Raw genomic sequence first — 16,165 nt, 5'->3', positions numbered from 1 at the left:
ACTTAGGGTCATCAGGAGGGGGAGACGGGAAATGGGCAATGTCGTCGCGGCAGCACTGACGTTTGTGGGCACCCATTTCCTTCTGTCTCACCTCTTGCGAAAACCGCTGGTCGGGGCGGTAGGCGAGAAAGGCTTTCTCGGGCTCTACAGCCTTGTTGCCGCCCTGACGCTCGGCTGGCTTGCCCTCGCCTATCGCGCCGCGCCGCCGGCGCCGTCGCTCTGGCCGGTCGGCGATTTCATCTGGGCGATCGGCACCGTATTGATGCTGGCGGGCGCGATCCTGTTCATGGGATCTTTGGTCCGCAATCCTGCCCTGCCGCAAGCGGACAGCCGCGCCGTGCCCGAAGCGCGCGGCGTGTTCGCGATCACCCGCCACCCGATGATGTGGGGCTTCGCGATCTGGGGCATGGTGCACATCCTCGTATTCCCCGACCCGTCCAACGTGGTGCTGGCACTGTCGATCATCGTGCTGGCGCTGCTCGGCGCGCATTTTCAGGACCGGAAGAAGGAAGCGCTTCAGCCCGATTTCTGGCGCGAGTGGGAACGGCGCACCAGCTACTGGCCTTTCGCCGCGGTGGCGGCGGGACGCGCGCGGGTGGGCAAGATCGGGATGCATGCGCTGGCGGGCGGGGCTGTCGTCTGGCTCGCTGCGACATGGGCGCACATGCCGCTTGCGGGGTGGCCGGCGGGCATCTGGCGGTGGATCGCCTGATGAAGACCGTGCTGTAAGTGTGGTCGCTGCAGGCGCGCCCCACGCTTAAGGCGAGCGGATCAAGGTGATCGAGAACCGCTCCAAATCACCAGGCCGGCAACCCCAGTCTATCGCGTGAGCGCCGCCAGATCCTCCCGCGTGTTCACATTCGGGGGCAGCGTCTCGAGCCGCACCTCGCGCGCGCCGACGGCGGCGGCCCAACGGCGCACCGCGCGCGGCTGATCGGCGGCGAGCCAGGACGCGAGATGGTCGGCAAGCGCAGCCGGCCACCAGCCGAGGACCGGCAGTCCCGCCACATAGGCCGGGCCCGGCCCGGCGAGACGCGTCGTGAGATCAGGGGGCAGCAACGGCGCGTCGCATGGGGCGCTCAGCACCGCGGCATAGCCATGCGCCTGCGCCCAGCGCAGCGCGCCGCTGATCGCACCAAGCGGGCCGAGGCCGGGCTGGGGATGATCCTCCACACGCTCGAGCGATCCGTGCTCCCGTCCCACCACCACCAGGGCAACGGTCTGCACCCGAAGCGCAGCCGCGACATGATCGATGAGCGGGATACCTTCGAAAGAGGCAAGCGCCTTGTCCGATCCGAACCGGCTCGCAGCGCCGCCCGCCAGGATGGCGCCGATTGTGCCCTGCCCCACTGTCACATGCGCCTCCTCATCCGATTACCACAAGCCGAAAGGCCCGGCAATTGCTCGCCGGCCCATGGTACGCGCCGTTACATCCGGCAAAAAGCGTGAAGGGGGTGAAAAGCTTAGCGGCAGACCACCCGACCACGATCGACCGAGTTACCGAGCAGCGCGCCGGCACCGGCGCCGATCAGCGCGCCCAGGGTGTTGGAACCGCCATTCGCCAGCAGGCTGCCGAGCAGACCGCCACCGATGCCGCCGATGATCAGGCCGGTGGTGCCGTCCGAACGGCGGCAATAATAGCGGCCGTTGTTGCCGCGATAGATCCGGTCGTTCCGGCTCAATCGGCGCTGCTGATAATAGCGACCGTCGCGGTAGAAATTGTCGGCATAATAGGCACGCTGGCCCGGGGGCGTGCGGTTGTAATCGAACCCGCGCCATTGCTGACGATCGTTTCGCCAATCGCGGCGGGCGTCGCGAACGTCACGGCGATATTCGCGCTGCGCCTGGCGCACGTCACGCCGCGAATCCGCGCGCCGCAGATCGTCACGATAGTCGCGGCGCGCCTCGCGCACCTCGCTGCGATATTCGCGGCCGGCCTGCGCCTGCACCGGTAGTGCGGTAACGGTGGAGGCGGCCATCACAGCGGCCAGAATGATACGCATGAAACAACTCCTGGCTGGTTATGGCAATACAACTTGCCAATGGGCGCCGAAGTTGCGTGAACGGAAAACTACACTCTGTTCATCGCAGTGAAAGTCATCCTTCCAACGTATGGGAGAGCGTCATTTCCGCATTCAATACTTTGGAAACAGGGCAGTTCTTCTTGGCTTCTCTAGCGATCTTCTCGAACTCCTCGGGCGATATACCGGGCACTTTCGCGCGCAGGTCCAGTGCCGATTTGGTAATGGTGAAGCCCTCACCATCCTTTTCGACCGTGACCTTGGCACTCGTTTCCAGCGCGCCATCGCTGTACCCGGCGCCCGCAAGGGCAAAGCTGAGCGCCATGGTGAAGCAGCTGGCGTGAGCGGCGGCGATCAGTTCTTCGGGATTGGTGCCGGGCTCGTTCTCGAACCGCGTGCCAAAGCCATAAGGCTGCTGGGACAGCGCATGCGATTGGGTCGAGACCCAACCCTTGCCGTCTTTGCCAAGCCCTTCATATCGGGCGGAGCCACTGCGTGTCGGCATTTCGTTCTTCTCCTAACGCACGCGGGGCGCGATCATCACGATCGCGCCCCTTGTGTTGAAGTTGGTGAGATCGCTGTCAGCGGCAGCGACGCTTGCTCGTGCCGCGCTCGACCTCGCGTCCCGCCAGCGCGCCGACGGCGGCACCGCCCAGCGTGCCGAGCGTACGATCGCCGCGGGTATCGATGGTGCGGCCCAGCAGCGCGCCGGCGACACCGCCGACCACCAGGCCCGTGGTGCCATCGGGCTTGCGGCAGCGCCAGCGGCCGTCATTGCCCTTCCATTCGCGATAGCTACTGCGACGCTGCGCATCCGCGTCGGTGGTGGTGATGACCAGGCTGGGCAGAACCATGGCGGAGGCGCCGAGCGCCAACATCATCTTACGCATTTTACACTCCCTCGAAAAAATCACGCACTTGGTGAAACAGGTACGGGATCGAAACGTACGCCTGTTACGCAGGTTGCATGAACCGAAAACAACGGCCCGTTCATCTAATGAAGATGGCCGTGCGTTGCGCGCAGATGGCACCGGAGCGGCGGTGCCAAACGTGGTTCACTGACGGAACGTCGCGTCGCAGTGCGCGGGGCAGGAAGTGCAAGCAGGCGTGGGCGGGAAGCCGCGCCCACCGCGGCTTCCCCGTTCCCACCGCGTCAATCGCGCAGCAACTCGTTGATGCTGGTCTTGGAGCGCGTGCGCTCGTCAACGCGCTTCACGATCACCGCGCAATACAGGCCAAGATTCCCGCCGCCGGTCGAGCCCGGCACCACCACGGCATAGGGCGGCACTTCGCCCATGAACGTCTCGCCGGTCGCGCGGTCGATGATCTTGGTTGACGCGCCGAGGTACACGCCCATCGACAGCACCGCGCCCTCGCCGACGCGCACGCCCTCGGCCACTTCGGAGCGCGCACCGATAAAGGCGCCATCACCGATGATGACGGGATCGGCCTGCAGCGGCTCCAGCACGCCGCCGATGCCGACACCGCCGGACAGGTGCACGTTCTTGCCGATCTGAGCGCAGCTGCCGACGGTGGCCCAGGTATCTACCATCGTGCCTTCACCGACATAGGCGCCGATATTGACGAAGCTCGGCATCAGGATCGCGCCCTTGCCGATAAAGGCGCCGCGGCGCGCGACGCTGCCGGGCACCGCGCGGAAGCCGGCGGCGCGGAATTCCGCCTCGCCCCAGCCGGAGAATTTGGACGGCACCTTGTCGAACCAATGGCCCGCGCCTGGGCCGTTATCGATCAAGGCATTGTCGTTCAGGCGAAAGGACAGCAGCACCGCTTTCTTCAGCCACTGATTGACGCGCCAGCCGCCGTTGCCATCAGGTTCGGCCACCCGCGCAGCGCCTGAATCGAGCAAGGCGAGCGCCCGATCCACGGCAACGCGCACCTCGCCAGCGGTAGTGAGGCCGATCTCGGCGCGGTTTTCCCAGGCGGCGTCGATGGTCGTCTCAAGATCGGTCATGCGTCTTCCAATATCCCCTGGAGCCACGCGGTGAGATCCGGCGTGGTATAATCGATGAAGCTGCGGTCGCTATCGTGCGCCTGTTCGGACCCGTTATCGACCCAGACGGTGGTCATGCCAATCGCCTTGGCCGGCGCGAGGTTGCGCGCCATATCGTCCGCGAACAAGGCCGTCGTGGGATCGATCGACAGCGCCGCGCACAGGCCGGCATAAGCGGAGGGCGCGGGCTTGGGGGCGAGATCCATGGCGTGGATGTCGTGCACCGCCTCGAAGCTTTCGCCCAACCCCAGCCGCTCCAGCACGCGCGTGGCATAAGGGCCGTCACCGTTGGTGAACACCACCTTGCGCCCCGGCAGCTTCGCCACTGCGGCAGCGAGCGGCACATTCTCCTCCAGCACGTCCATCTCGACATCGTGGACGAAGGCAAGGAAATCGTGCGGATCGACGTGATGCTCGGCCATCAGCCCGGCGAGCGTCGTGCCGTGGCCGAGAAAATAGGCCTTCTGGATGCGGCGTGCCTCCACCCGGTCCAGCCCTAGCAACCGGGCGATATAGTCGGTCATCTTGGTGTCGATCTGCGCGAACAGATCGGCGCTCGACGGATACAGCGTATTGTCGAGATCGAAGACCCAGGCGCGGATATGGTCAAGTCCTGGCGGCATGGGGGCGCTCGTACTCAAGCGCAGGGCGGTTCGGCAAGGCAATCCGCCCACGGTCCTCCCCAGCAAAGCTTTGGCGCGATCAAGAAGCGCTTGGGCGCAGGCGCGACGGCGCAAGGTTGCGATCCGCAACTCTTCGGCCCACATCTTGTGCATGACCAAATTCTCGCTGCTCGATCTCGTCCCCGTCGTCGAAGGCGGCACTGTCGCCGGCGCGCTTGCCAATGCCGCTGACCTGGCGCGCCACGCTGAGGCACATGGCTTCAGCCGCTATTGGGTGGCCGAGCACCATGGCATGGAGGGCATTGCCTCTGCCGCAACGGCGGTGGTGATCGCGCATGTCGCGGCGGCGACCAGCACGATCCGGGTTGGCGCGGGCGGCATCATGCTGCCCAACCATGCGCCGCTGCAGATCGCCGAGCAGTTCGGGACGCTGGACGCGCTGTTCCCCGGGCGCATCGACCTGGGGCTCGGCCGTGCGCCCGGGAGCGACCAGCGGGTGGCGCGCGCGATCCGCCGCACGCTCGACAGCGATCCCAACGCCTTTCCCAACGACGTGGTCGAGCTGCAAAGCTATCTGGCGGACGATGGCCGCACCGGCATTCGCGCCACCCCTGGCGCGGGCGCCAAACCCGACCTGTGGATCCTGGGATCCTCGCTGTTCGGGGCACAGCTCGCGGCGATGCTGGGCATGCCTTACGCCTTTGCCTCGCACTTTGCGCCGGAAGCGCTGGACCAGGCGATGGACATTTACCGCCGTGATTTCCGGCCCTCCGCGCAGCTGGAGCGGCCCTATGCGATGGCGGGCTTCAACGTCTTTGCGGCGGACACGCGCGAGGAAGCGGAGCTACTCGCCAGCTCGCAGCAGCAGCAGTTCGTGGCGCTGCGGACCGGCAATCCGGGCAAGATGAAGCCGCCGGTGCCAGGCTATCGCGACAGCCTGCCGCCGATGCACGCGCGCATTCTCGATTCGGTGCTGTCGTGCAGCGCAATCGGCGACCGCGACGATGTGGCCGCGGGAATCGCCGCCTTTGTCAAGCGCACCGGCGTGGACGAAGTGATGCTCACCAGCAGCATCTATGATCACCAAGCCCGGAAGCGCTCGATCGCCATCGCCGCCGAAGCGATACGCGTGCCCGAACTGGCCTGAGCCAAATGTCCTGCCGGGCCTGTCCCGGCATCCAGACCGCCGCAAACTCATCGGCGTATAGGTGTGCGGAACCCTGGATGCCGGGACGAGCCCGGCATGACGATCGTGGTGAGTGAAACGCTACGTCACTCTTCCTCGCCCGAAGAACGGCGTAACAGGCGGACGCGGCCTTACGCCGCCGCGCGGCCATCATCCGCCTGGGCGCGCACGCCGAGCAGATGGCAGATCGCAAAGCTCAGCTCGGCGCGGTTCAGCGTGTAGAAGTGGAATTGCTTCACGCCGCCGGCGTAGAGCTTGCGACACAGCTCCGCCGCGAGCGTGGCGGAGACGAGTTGGCGCGCGCCCGGCAGATCGTCGAGCCCGGCGAACAGACGCTCCATCCACGCTGGAACCTCGGTGCCGCACATCGCAGACATGCGCTGGACCGCCGCGAAATTGCTGACCGGCATGATGCCCGGCACGATCTCCGCGTCGAGCCCCGCCGCGGCAACGGCATCGCGGTAGCGAAAGAACACGTCCGGCGAGAAAAAGAACTGGCTGATCGCGCGGGTCGCGCCAGCGTCGATCTTGCGCTTCAGATTGTCGAGATCGGCGGTCGCGTCGTTCGAATCCGGGTGGCATTCGGGGTAACAAGCCACCGAAACCTCGAACGGGTGAAGCCGGCGCAGTCCCTCCACGAGCGCGGCGGCATTCTCATACCCCCCTGGATGCGCGGCATAGCGCTCGCCCGCGCGCGGCGGATCGCCGCGCAGCGCGACGATGTGGCGCACGCCGGCCGCCCAATATTCGTTCGCCACCGCGTCGATCTCCTCGCGGGTCGCCTCCACGCAGGTGAGGTGCGCCGCGGCCGGGATCGCGGTTTCGCGCGCGATCCGCGCCACCGTCGCATGCGTACGCTCACGCGTGGTTCCGCCCGCGCCATAGGTGACCGACACGAAGCGCGGGCCAAGCGGCGCCAGCGTGCCGATCGAATCCCACAAGGTCGCTTCCATCGTCGCCGATTTGGGCGGGAAAAATTCAAAGCTCACGTCGATGTCGCCCGCCACGTCGGCGAACAGCGGCGCTTCGAGCGCGTGTCGCGCTTCTTCGAGTTGGTTGATCGAAAGGGTCATGCCGCCTTTACCTCGTGAATGGTGCCGCGCTGCGGCGTCTGGCCGCCGGCCGCGGGCTTGCGCCCGAGCCAGATCTTCACCGTGAGTTCGCCGCCTTCCAGCGTTTCGGTCTGTTCCACCACGAGCCCCGCGGTGTCGAACCAGCCTTCGATCTGCGCGTCCGAGAAGCCGAGCCGCGTATGCGCATCCTTGGCGCGTAGCTCCTCGCGATCATGCGGCGCGAAATCCGCGATCAGCAGCCGCCCGCGCGAGGCGAGCGCCCGCGCGGCCTCCACGATCGCGGCGCCCGGCTGCTGCGCGTAATGAAGCACGTGATGGACGATCGCCACATCGGCGCCGGCATCGGGCACCGGCAGCGAATACAGATCGGCCTGGCGCAGTTCGGCATTGGCGAGCCCGCGTTCGCCAATCTTGGCGCGCGCGATTCGAAGCATTTCCGAGCTGCGATCGATGCCAAGCGCGGTGCTGGCTCGCGGCGCGAACAGCTCGATCATGCGCCCGGTGCCGGTGCCGATGTCGACCAGGCGGCCCAGCGGCGCGTCGCCCAGCAGCCGCTGCATGGCGCCTTCCACTTCGCTTTCCGGGATATGGAGCGAGCGGATCCCGTCCCACTCACTCGCATGCGCCTCGAACCATTGCGAGGCGGAGGCCGCGCGATCGGCCCGCACGGCCGCAAGACGAGCGGCGTCCGTCGCCCCTTCCGCATCCGCCGCTGCGCCATCAAGCGCGTCGATCGCAGCCAGCACCGGATCGACCAAGCGCTTCGCCCCGAGCGCGACGAACACCCAGCTGCCTTCCTTGCGACGCTCGGTCAGCCCGGCATCGCAGAGGATCTTGACGTGGCGGCTGACGCGCGGCTGGCTCTGGCCGAGCACCAGCGCCAATTCGCCGACCGATAGTTCCATGGTCCGCAACAGGCGGAGGATGCGGAGGCGCGACGTATCCGCCAATGCACGAAAGGTTTCCAACGCCTGGGTCACGCGAACAGATATAAAGATATCTTTATATCTCGTCAAACGAAGAGAGATCGTCGCGCGGGCACGTGCAACAATCGTTGCGGACCCAAAACGCCCGCGCGACGTTTGACGCGCTGACGCCGCGTGCGGCCTCGGGTAAACACACAGGGAGAGAGTTGATGAAGTTTTTCGCCATCGCCGCCGGTCTGGCCACTGCCGCAGCGCTGGGCGCTTGCAGCCCGCAGGCCCAGAACGAAACGGCCGAAGCCGCAAACGCCGTCGGCTCGGATGTCAGCGCCACGACCGCGAATGCGGTTGAGGACGTGGATGCGGCAACGGACGAGGCACTGGGTTCGGCCGAGGCATCGCTCGACAATGCCGGTGCGCGCGCGGAGCGTGGCGCCGAGCGTACGGGTGCCGCCATCTCGAACTCGGCTGACCGTGCTGCCGACGCGACCGGCAATGCAATGGTCAACGCCGGCAACGAACTTCGCGATCGGTGATCCGGCATCCGGGGGGAGCGTGGCTGACGCTCCCCTTTCTATTGCTGATCGGCGCCTGCTCCAGCGATCCGGCACCGCCCGGCACGCCGACATCCGATGAGGAGCGGCAACTGAACGAGGCGGCGGAAATGCTGGAGGCGAACAGCGTCGCGCTCGACAATCTTGAGAATGGAAATTTGAATTGAAGCAGCGTCTCGGCTCGTCCGACCTCGAAATCGCGCCGCTGGTATTGGGCGGCAATGTCTTCGGTTGGACTGCTGATCGAGATGCGAGCTTCGCCGTGCTCGACGCCTTTGTCGCCGGCGGCGGCACCATGATCGACACGGCCGACGTTTACTCTGCCTGGGTGCCGGGGCACCAGGGCGGCGAGTCCGAAAGCATGATCGGCGAATGGCTGAAAGCATCGGGCAAGCGCGACCAGGTGCTGATCGCGACGAAGGTGGGCATGCTGCCGGGCGAAGGCGGCGAGAAGCTGGCGCCGGCGCGGATCGCGGCGGCCTGCGACGCGTCGCTCAAGCGGCTCGGCACCGATCGCATCGACCTTTATTTCGCGCATCAGGATGATGAGGCGACGCCGCAGGAGGCCGCACTCGAGGCATTCGCGAAGCTGGTGGATGCCGGGAAGGTGCGTGTGCTCGGCGCGTCCAATTTTCATGCCGCACGGCTGAAGTCCACCAATGAAAAGGCGCGGGCTGCTGGCCTGCCGCGCTACGACGCGCTGCAACCGGAGTATAATCTGGTCAGCCGTCACAAGTTCGAGGGCGAACTGCAGAATTATTGCGTGGAGTGGAATATCGGCGTGGTGCCATATTACGGCCTCGCCTCCGGGTTCCTCTCCGGCAAATATCGATCGCGCGAGGACTTGTCCAAGAGCGTGCGTGGCGGCCGGATGGGCGACCTGCTGGAGGGCCATGGCCGCGCAGTGCTGGAGGCGCTCGACACGGTGGCCGAGGAGACGGGCGCCACACTTGCGCAAATCTCGCTCGCCTGGTTGATCGCGCAGGAAGGCGTCACGGCGCCGATCGCCAGCGCCACCAGCGTGGCGCAGATCGAGGATCTCCTGCCGGCGATGACCCTGACGCTGTCGGCGGAACAGCTGGATCGCCTGACGGTTGCCGGCGCCTGACTGACGCCCACGCCGAGGCCCGGCGCATCCGTTCGCGGGGCGACGGTGGTGGGCCCGGCGCAACCCTGTTACGCTCGTTAACCGTGTCGTATCAGTCCACCGCAACCATCCCGGGCTAAGGCTGACCTCATGTTTTCACGCGGACGCCTGCTGCTCGCCCTGCTTGCCGTTGCCCTTGGCGCGGTGATCTTTGTTGCGACCCGCACGCCTGCTCCAGCGCCGCAGTCGCAGGTCGCGGCAGCGCGCTCGCCCACTCCGACACCTGATCGCGCACCGGCGCCAGCCCCCGTTTCAACGCCGGCGCCCGATCCGGACGCTTATACCGTCAAGTCGATCCTGCCGATCGATGGCCCCATGAAGCTGGGCGATCATCATTGGGATGAAAGCGCAGCGCCTGCGACGGGCACGATCGTGATCACGGTCGACCTCGCCGCGCAGGTGCTCAGCGTCTTCCGCGACGGGCATGAGATCGGCGCGGCAGCGATCCTCTTCGGCGCGGATGCGAAGCCGACCCCGCTGGGCGTCTATCCCATCACGCAGAAGAGCAAGGATCACGTCTCCAATATCTACAACGCCCCTATGCCGTACATGCTGCGCCTGACAAATGACGGCGTCGCGGTGCACGCCAGCGAGGTGGCCGAAGGATATATGACGCACGGCTGCATCGGCGTGCCGCTTCCTTTCGCCAAGAAGCTGTTCGAAACGGTGAAGCTCGGCGACAAGGTGATCATCACCCGCGGCGAGACGCTGGAGCTGGGCCAGGCGGTGAAGGCGGCCTAGCGCCGGCACCAATCTCCAGCCAACAATCTCAGGTCATCAATCACCGGCAAAGGTTAGCGCGGTGATCCGCCGCTCCCGCTCGTTGATCGTCAGCGCGCGCCCGGCCGGCGCGGCGGCGCGTTGCGGGCAATCCTGACGAAAGCATTGGCGACATCCCAGGCCGATCGGCATCGCCGGGCCGGCCAGATCAAAGCCACCCGCGGCCGCCAGCGTGCCGGCATGGTCCGCCGCCACCCCGATGCCGATCGCGAACTCCGCGGAGATCATGCCGTAGCGCTGACCCTGCGGCGTCACGGTGCGCGCCATTGTCAGCCACCGCTCGCCATCCTCCAATTCGACCAGCTGGACCATCAGCTGGCCGGGGCGGTCGAACGCGTGGTGAAGGCGCCAAAGCGGGCATCGACCCTCTGCCTCGACGAGCGCGGCACCGCTCGCACCGGCATAGCGTTTGGATGACTGACCAGCGCGATCGACGCGGACCATGAAGAACGGCAGGCCGCGCGCACCGACCCGCTGCAAGGTCGTCAACCGGTGCGCGACATGCTCGAACCCCGTGCCGAAGCGGCGTTGGAGCAGCTCGATGTCATAGCCGGTCGCCTCGCACGCGCGCAGGAAACGGGCATAGGGCATCATGACGGCGGCGGCGAAATAGCTGGCAAGGTGTCGCCGGAACAAACGGTCTGCGGCGATCTGACCAAAGCCTGCCCCGACTACCAGCGCGTCGATTTCCGCCCGGGCCTCGATCAGCGCTAATTGGAACGCGGCGGCAAAGGTGCGGCTGGCGGGATCGAGCAGTTCGGAGAGCTGGAGCTGGCGCGCATGCAGGTCCAGCCGTCGCAGCACGTCCGGCAGCACGTCGACGGGAAGGACACGGATGGCAATACTATGCCTGACGCGCAGCCGCTCTGACATGGCGCCGTACAGATCGCCTGCGCCCAATCGCAGCTCGTCGGCCAGCGCCTCGGCCGCGACATCCAGATCGGGGAAATGGTTGCGCCAGCGCCCGATCTCGCGGCGGACGAGCGCCACCGGATCATCGGTGGGCGCTGCGGTGGCGGCCCCCTGCCCCATCCGGTCGAACGCGCGCGCGAACGCCTCCGCACCGCCGGGTGCCGCGGCGAGCCATTCCTCCAGCTCGTTGCGGTCAATCTCGAGGTCGGCGAACATCGGATCGGCCAGTCGCCGGCGCATCGCATCGCGCCCGCCGCCAGGCTCCGCCGCGGTCAGCGCGCGCGGATCGAAATCAAAGGTTTCGGCCAGCTTCACCAGCAATGTCGCCGACACCGGCCGCTGGTTGCGCTCAACCAGATTGAGGTAGCTCGGGCTGATCCCTAGCATCTCGGCCATGGCGGCTTGGCTCAACGCCTGCTGCCGCCGCAGGCGCCGCACCACATGCCCTGCCATCAGTTTGCGCTCTGCCATGGCGGAGACCGTGGCGCCGCGCAGAGATGCTGTCAATTCTTTACAGAAAGACAACGTCGGACAACGTTGAAGCGACCCGGTGACACGGAATAGCTGGTCCACCGCATTGTGAAACCGCCCGCCATGCTGTTCTTATGATCGCAGTTGTAAGCATTCACACAGGAGGAACGACCATGGACGCTACCCCGCAGCGCAGCCGCGCCGTTTTCTCGACCGAGGACTTCGGCCTCATGAAGGAAGCCATCGGCGAGTATATCAAGAAGATCGCCGACGATCCCCGCTCGGCCAAATTCTCGAACCTGTACCACCGCCTCGGCCGCCTCGGCTGATCGACCCTTCTTGCGGGTTCGGTCCCGCGTGCCATCATCGGCGACAGGAACAATCATGACCTACCAGGAACAGACCAGCCAGATCGGCCAGCTCGTTGCCAGCTACAAGGGCACGTGGGATGGGATCGACGCTGAATCCGTCGCGCGGATGCGGCTGCAGAACCGGTTCCGCACCGGACTCGACATCGCGCGCTACACCGCGGCCATCATGCGTCGTGACATGGCCGCTTATGATGCAAATCCGGCCGAATACACCCAGTCGCTGGGCTGCTGGCACGGCTTTATCGGCCAGCAGAAGCTCATCTCGATCAAGAAGCATTTCGGCACTACCAAGGGGCGGTATCTGTACCTCTCCGGCTGGATGGTCGCCGCGCTGCGGAGCGAGTTCGGCCCGCTGCCCGACCAGTCGATGCACGAGAAGACCAGCGTTCCGGCGCTGATTGAGGAACTCTACACCTTCCTGAAGCAGGCCGACGCCCGCGAACTCGGCATGATGTTCCGCGATCTCGACAAGGCACGGGAGAGCGGCAACGAGATCGAGGCGCAGCGGCTGACGCAGGTGATCGACAATTACGAGACGCACGTGGTGCCGATCATCGCCGACATCGACGCCGGCTTCGGCAATGCGGAGGCGACGTACCTCCTCGCCAAGAAGATGATCGAGGCAGGCGCCTGCGCGCTGCAGATCGAGAACCAGGTGTCGGACGAGAAGCAGTGCGGCCACCAGGACGGCAAGGTCACCGTGCCGCATGAGGATTTCCTCGCGAAGGTCCGCGCCTGCCGCTACGCTTTCCTCGAGCTCGGCGTCGACGACGGCATCATCGTGACCCGCACCGACTCGCTCGGCGCTGGCCTCACCAAGCAGATCGCCTTCTCCAAGGAGAAGGGCGACATCGGGGACCAGTACAACAGCTTCCTCGATTGCGAGGAAGTGACCGACCTGTCGACGCTGCGTGGCGATGTCGTGATCGAGCGTGACGGGAAGCTGATGCGTCCGAAGCGCCTGCCGTCGAACCTGTTCCAGTTCCGCGAAGGAACCGGCGCCGACCGCTGCGTGCTGGATTGCATCACCAGCCTGCAGAATGGCGCCGACCTGTTGTGGATCGAGACGGAGAAGCCGCACATCGAACAGATCGCGTCGATGGTTGACCGCATTCGCGAGGTGATCCCGAACGCGAAGCTGGTGTATAACAACTCGCCCAGCTTCAACTGGACGCTGAACTTCCGCCAGCAGGTGTTCGATGCCTGGGTGGAAGCCGGCAAGGACGTCTCGGCTTATGATCGGGCGAAGCTGATGAGCGTCGACTATGACGACACCGATCTGGCGGCAGAGGCCGACGAGCGGATCCGCACCTTCCAGAAGGATGCGGCTGCGCGGGCCGGCATCTTCCACCACCTCATTACCCTGCCGACCTATCACACCGCGGCGCTGTCGACCGATAATCTTGCCAAGGAGTATTTCGGCGAGGCGGGCATGCTCGGCTACGTCAAGGGCGTGCAGCGCAAGGAGATCCGGGAAGGGATCGCCTGCGTGAAGCACCAGAACATGTCGGGCAGCGACATCGGCGACGATCACAAGGAATACTTCGCCGGTGAGGCCGCGCTGAAGGCCGGCGGCGCCCACAACACGATGAACCAATTCGCAGCCTGATGCGCATGGCGGCGGCGATGCCGCCGCCGCGACGCACAGGCTCGGCCGTGGCGCCGCCCGGCCGCCAAGTTCCTGGGGAGGAAGGATACCCGTCGATGGCTCGCCATCGGCGGGTATTTCCATGGGGGAGGCAGTGCGACGCGCGGCGATTCAAAGGCTTGAGTGGCAGGCCGCACAATGACAGAACCGACCGCATGACGCGTTTCATCGCCATGCTCGCCGCGATGCTGCTTTCCCTGGCGGCGCTGCCCGCCCATGCGGCGGTACTCATCACCTTCTGGAGCCATGAATTCGGCAACCATTTTCCGCATGCGTTCTTCACGCTGCGCGGAACGCCCGATGCGGGGGGCGAGCCCGTGGATCTCAATTATGGGTTCACGCCCAAGGCGATCACCCCCGCGATCCTGTTCGGCCCGGTCGCCGGGCGGATCGACATCGCCAAGCGCGGCTACATGGATGGGAGCGACGCGCAATTCTCGCTTGTGCTCACCGACGCGCAATATGCGAGCATCCTGCGGCTGGTGGACGAATGGGACGAGAAAAAGGGTGACGGCACCTATCGGATGAACACCCGCAATTGCGTGCATTTCACGCAGGAGGCGGCGCGGCGCGCTGGGCTCACGCAGGTGGAATTTCCCGGCCTGATGAAGAAGCCGCGCTCGTATCTGAAGGCGGTAGCAACCGCCAATGCCACTCAGGTGACGGTGATCGATCGTCACGGGAAGGAATATCTGGCGTCCCTAGAAGCCGAGCGGAAGCCTGTGGTGCCAAGCGCGATCAACGCCCCTGCTGCTCCTGCTGCTCCGCTTGCGGTGAATTGACTGGTTGGCGAAGGATCAGGACACCGCAGGCACCAACTCAATCACGTCGACCAACGACTCAAACGCCGGCAACGGGAGAACGAGCCGCCACCGCCGCTCGGCGACGCGGTCCACGAAGCCGGCCATGTCACGATCAATGTCCCGACCATAAGCGATCGGGCGCGTTTCACCCGCCAGCATCAGTGTGCCGAGGAACACGGGACGACCAGCAGGGTCGGGGAAAATGCGCCCAATCGGCCGCTGCGATCCGCTCGTTTTTTCGAAGCGGAGCAGCGCGCCCTCGCGCTCGATGCGGCAGGCGAAGTTTGGATAGGCGGTGAAGTCCCGCATGCCGCGGCCCTTTGCCCCAAGCTTGAACACTCGGCACCGATAGTTTCCTGGCGACGGCAAGGGATCGGCGAGCGACACGTCGGGAACAAGCAAGTCCCCCTGCGCGGCGATCGCCGGCCCGGCGCCGCTGGCGCGTGCACGGGCCAGCGCGTCGAGCCACGCCGATCGCCATTTGCGCAAGCGGTCGCGGTCGGCGAGCGTCGCGGTGGTACGCCAATCGACCGGCAGTGCCGCCACTGCACCCGTCGCAGCAGGCAAGCTTTCTGGCGCGCCGTGCCGGCCTCCGCACCCAACGAGCGTCACTGTGGCCAGCACCAAAACGAGCGCCTGCTTCATGCTGCCGACCCTTTCTTTTGCAAGGGGCTAGCTTGCGATCAGGCAGCGGTCCAGCCGCCATCCACCGAAAGGTTTGCGCCGGTGATCGACGCCGCCTCATCGCGGCACAGGAACAGGGCAAAGGCCGCAACCTGCTCCGGCGTCACGAACTTCTTCGTCGGCTGGGCCGATAGCAGCACGTCATTGATCACCTCGTCCCGGGTCAGGCCGCGCGCCTTCATCGTGTCCGGGATCTGGTTTTCGACGAGCGGCGTCCAGACATAACCGGGCGAGATGCAGTTCGCCGTGATGCCATCAGCCGCCACCTCCAGCGCCACCGTCTTCGTCAGTCCCACCAGGCCGTGCTTGGCCGCCACATAGGCAGACTTGTTGGGGCTGGCGACGAGGCTATGCGCAGACGCCGTCGAGATGATCCGGCCCCAGCCGGCGCTGCGCATATGCGGCACGGCGGCGCGCATGACGTGAAACGCGCTCGTGAGATTGATCGCAATGATCGCGTCCCATTTGTCCGCGGGAAACTCCACCAGCGGCGCAACATGCTGAATGCCGGCATTGTTGACGACGATGTCAGGGCCGCCGAGCTCCGCGTGGCAGCGCGCGACCATCGCGGCGATCGCGCCCGGGTCCGTCATGTCAGCATTGTCATGCAGCGCCCGCGCGCCGCTCGCTTCCCCCAGTGCCGCGCACTGCCGGGCGATGGCATCCGGGTCGCCGAAGCCGTTGATCATGACGGATGCGCCAGCGCTTGCGAATGCACTGGCGTAAGCAAATCCGATCCCTGACGTAGAGCCGGTCACGAGCGCGGTCTTGCCCTTCAGAAACATGAAGCATCCTCTCTTCGCGGTGTGTCCCTGCCCAGGCTCATCGTCCTGCGGCACCATTTCGAGCGGATGGACGGGCGCTGGGCGATCCTGCGCGCAGGGGGCGGGCATGATCAAGCCGGAAGCGTTGCAACCCCATTTCCCGTTCGCGCATTCATGCCGCATCGGTAACGAAG

General features: G+C 65.8%; 20 protein-coding genes. 9 read left to right on the top strand and 11 right to left on the bottom strand.

Features of this window, described 5'->3' with window-relative positions:
• The first annotated feature begins 31 nt into the window (after window positions 1-31).
• Window positions 32-712, top strand: a complete 681-nt coding sequence (locus SPMU_RS07985; RefSeq protein ID WP_088333358.1) for an NnrU family protein — start codon at window positions 32-34, stop codon at window positions 710-712.
• Between the two features lie 107 nt (window positions 713-819).
• Here the strand turns inward: SPMU_RS07985 and mobA are convergent, their stop codons facing one another.
• The 6 genes from mobA to SPMU_RS07955 all read right to left on the bottom strand — a co-directional run bounded on the left by mobA (window position 820) and on the right by SPMU_RS07955 (window position 4,655).
• Window positions 820-1,356 (bottom strand): molybdenum cofactor guanylyltransferase, encoded by a 537-nt coding sequence (gene mobA, locus SPMU_RS07980; RefSeq protein WP_245832904.1) that lies wholly within the window; start codon window positions 1,354-1,356, stop codon window positions 820-822.
• Window positions 1,357-1,463: 107 nt separating this feature from the next.
• Window positions 1,464-2,003, bottom strand: coding sequence for a glycine zipper 2TM domain-containing protein (locus tag SPMU_RS07975; RefSeq protein WP_088333356.1), 540 nt, complete (start codon window positions 2,001-2,003; stop codon window positions 1,464-1,466).
• 94 nt (window positions 2,004-2,097) lie between these two features.
• Window positions 2,098-2,526, bottom strand: coding sequence for an OsmC family protein (locus tag SPMU_RS07970; RefSeq protein ID WP_088333355.1), 429 nt, complete (start codon window positions 2,524-2,526; stop codon window positions 2,098-2,100).
• 76 nt (window positions 2,527-2,602) lie between these two features.
• Entirely contained in the window at window positions 2,603-2,911 is a 309-nt protein-coding gene (locus SPMU_RS07965) for a glycine zipper 2TM domain-containing protein (protein WP_088333354.1), read from the bottom strand.
• 263 nt (window positions 2,912-3,174) lie between these two features.
• Window positions 3,175-3,993, bottom strand: a complete 819-nt coding sequence (dapD, locus tag SPMU_RS07960; RefSeq protein ID WP_088333353.1) for a 2,3,4,5-tetrahydropyridine-2,6-dicarboxylate N-succinyltransferase — start codon at window positions 3,991-3,993, stop codon at window positions 3,175-3,177.
• Window positions 3,990-4,655 (bottom strand): pyrimidine 5'-nucleotidase, encoded by a 666-nt coding sequence (locus tag SPMU_RS07955; RefSeq protein WP_088333352.1) that lies wholly within the window; start codon window positions 4,653-4,655, stop codon window positions 3,990-3,992. The genes dapD and SPMU_RS07955 overlap by 4 nt, the downstream gene beginning before the upstream one ends.
• A 151-nt stretch (window positions 4,656-4,806) precedes the next feature.
• Here SPMU_RS07955 and SPMU_RS07950 point away from each other — a divergent pair, with 151 nt between their 5' ends.
• The gene (locus tag SPMU_RS07950; RefSeq protein WP_088333351.1) at window positions 4,807-5,802 is read left to right on the top strand and encodes an LLM class flavin-dependent oxidoreductase; all 996 of its coding nucleotides are present in this window, start codon (window positions 4,807-4,809) and stop codon (window positions 5,800-5,802) included.
• Between the two features lie 170 nt (window positions 5,803-5,972).
• Here the strand turns inward: SPMU_RS07950 and metF are convergent, their stop codons facing one another.
• Together metF and SPMU_RS07940 are read right to left on the bottom strand one after the other, a co-directional pair.
• The gene (gene metF / locus SPMU_RS07945) at window positions 5,973-6,914 is read right to left on the bottom strand and encodes a methylenetetrahydrofolate reductase [NAD(P)H] (protein ID WP_088333350.1); all 942 of its coding nucleotides are present in this window, start codon (window positions 6,912-6,914) and stop codon (window positions 5,973-5,975) included.
• Window positions 6,911-7,894, bottom strand: coding sequence for an ArsR/SmtB family transcription factor (locus tag SPMU_RS07940; protein ID WP_088333349.1), 984 nt, complete (start codon window positions 7,892-7,894; stop codon window positions 6,911-6,913). The genes metF and SPMU_RS07940 overlap by 4 nt, the downstream gene beginning before the upstream one ends.
• 155 nt (window positions 7,895-8,049) lie before the next feature.
• Between SPMU_RS07940 and SPMU_RS07935 the strand changes: the two genes are divergently transcribed.
• From SPMU_RS07935 to SPMU_RS07925, 4 genes are all read left to right on the top strand, one after another.
• The gene (locus SPMU_RS07935; RefSeq protein WP_088333348.1) at window positions 8,050-8,373 is read left to right on the top strand and encodes a hypothetical protein; all 324 of its coding nucleotides are present in this window, start codon (window positions 8,050-8,052) and stop codon (window positions 8,371-8,373) included.
• Window positions 8,370-8,558 carry a hypothetical protein gene (locus SPMU_RS16660; protein WP_140418429.1) on the top strand — a complete coding sequence of 63 codons (189 nt, stop codon included), beginning with the start codon at window positions 8,370-8,372 and terminating at the stop codon, window positions 8,556-8,558. The genes SPMU_RS07935 and SPMU_RS16660 overlap by 4 nt, the downstream gene beginning before the upstream one ends.
• The gene (locus SPMU_RS07930) at window positions 8,555-9,499 is read left to right on the top strand and encodes an aldo/keto reductase (RefSeq protein WP_088333347.1); all 945 of its coding nucleotides are present in this window, start codon (window positions 8,555-8,557) and stop codon (window positions 9,497-9,499) included. Before SPMU_RS16660 ends, SPMU_RS07930 begins: the two co-directional genes overlap by 4 nt.
• A 129-nt stretch (window positions 9,500-9,628) precedes the next feature.
• Window positions 9,629-10,279: a L,D-transpeptidase family protein gene (locus tag SPMU_RS07925; RefSeq protein ID WP_088333346.1), complete on the top strand. Its 651-nt coding sequence runs from the start codon at window positions 9,629-9,631 to the stop codon at window positions 10,277-10,279.
• A 36-nt stretch (window positions 10,280-10,315) separates the two neighbouring features.
• Here SPMU_RS07925 and SPMU_RS07920 read toward each other — a convergent pair whose 3' ends face one another.
• Complete coding sequence (locus SPMU_RS07920) at window positions 10,316-11,701, bottom strand: helix-turn-helix domain-containing protein (RefSeq protein ID WP_088333345.1); 1,386 nt, start codon at window positions 11,699-11,701, stop codon at window positions 10,316-10,318.
• A gap of 173 nt (window positions 11,702-11,874) precedes the next feature.
• On the opposite strand from SPMU_RS07920, the gene SPMU_RS16880 reads away from it, so the two are divergent.
• The 3 genes from SPMU_RS16880 to SPMU_RS07910 all read left to right on the top strand — a co-directional run bounded on the left by SPMU_RS16880 (window position 11,875) and on the right by SPMU_RS07910 (window position 14,502).
• Window positions 11,875-12,030, top strand: a complete 156-nt coding sequence (locus SPMU_RS16880) for a hypothetical protein (protein ID WP_169715658.1) — start codon at window positions 11,875-11,877, stop codon at window positions 12,028-12,030.
• Window positions 12,031-12,085: 55 nt separating this feature from the next.
• Window positions 12,086-13,681, top strand: a complete 1,596-nt coding sequence (locus tag SPMU_RS07915; protein WP_088333344.1) for an isocitrate lyase — start codon at window positions 12,086-12,088, stop codon at window positions 13,679-13,681.
• Window positions 13,682-13,875: 194 nt separating this feature from the next.
• Window positions 13,876-14,502 carry a hypothetical protein gene (locus SPMU_RS07910; protein ID WP_088333343.1) on the top strand — a complete coding sequence of 209 codons (627 nt, stop codon included), beginning with the start codon at window positions 13,876-13,878 and terminating at the stop codon, window positions 14,500-14,502.
• Between the two features lie 15 nt (window positions 14,503-14,517).
• Here SPMU_RS07910 and SPMU_RS07905 read toward each other — a convergent pair whose 3' ends face one another.
• The gene (locus tag SPMU_RS07905; protein ID WP_088333342.1) at window positions 14,518-15,168 is read right to left on the bottom strand and encodes a DUF4893 domain-containing protein; all 651 of its coding nucleotides are present in this window, start codon (window positions 15,166-15,168) and stop codon (window positions 14,518-14,520) included.
• A gap of 38 nt (window positions 15,169-15,206) precedes the next feature.
• Window positions 15,207-15,992, bottom strand: a complete 786-nt coding sequence (locus tag SPMU_RS07900) for a 3-hydroxybutyrate dehydrogenase (protein ID WP_088333661.1) — start codon at window positions 15,990-15,992, stop codon at window positions 15,207-15,209.
• Window positions 15,993-16,165: the final 173 nt, after the last annotated feature.

It is taken from the genome of Sphingomonas mucosissima, assembly GCF_002197665.1.
In the GTDB taxonomy this organism is placed as follows: Bacteria; Pseudomonadota; Alphaproteobacteria; order Sphingomonadales; family Sphingomonadaceae; genus Sphingomonas; species Sphingomonas mucosissima.
Note: the sequence above shows the minus strand (reverse complement) of the source record. Positions and strands in the feature narration are given on the sequence as shown.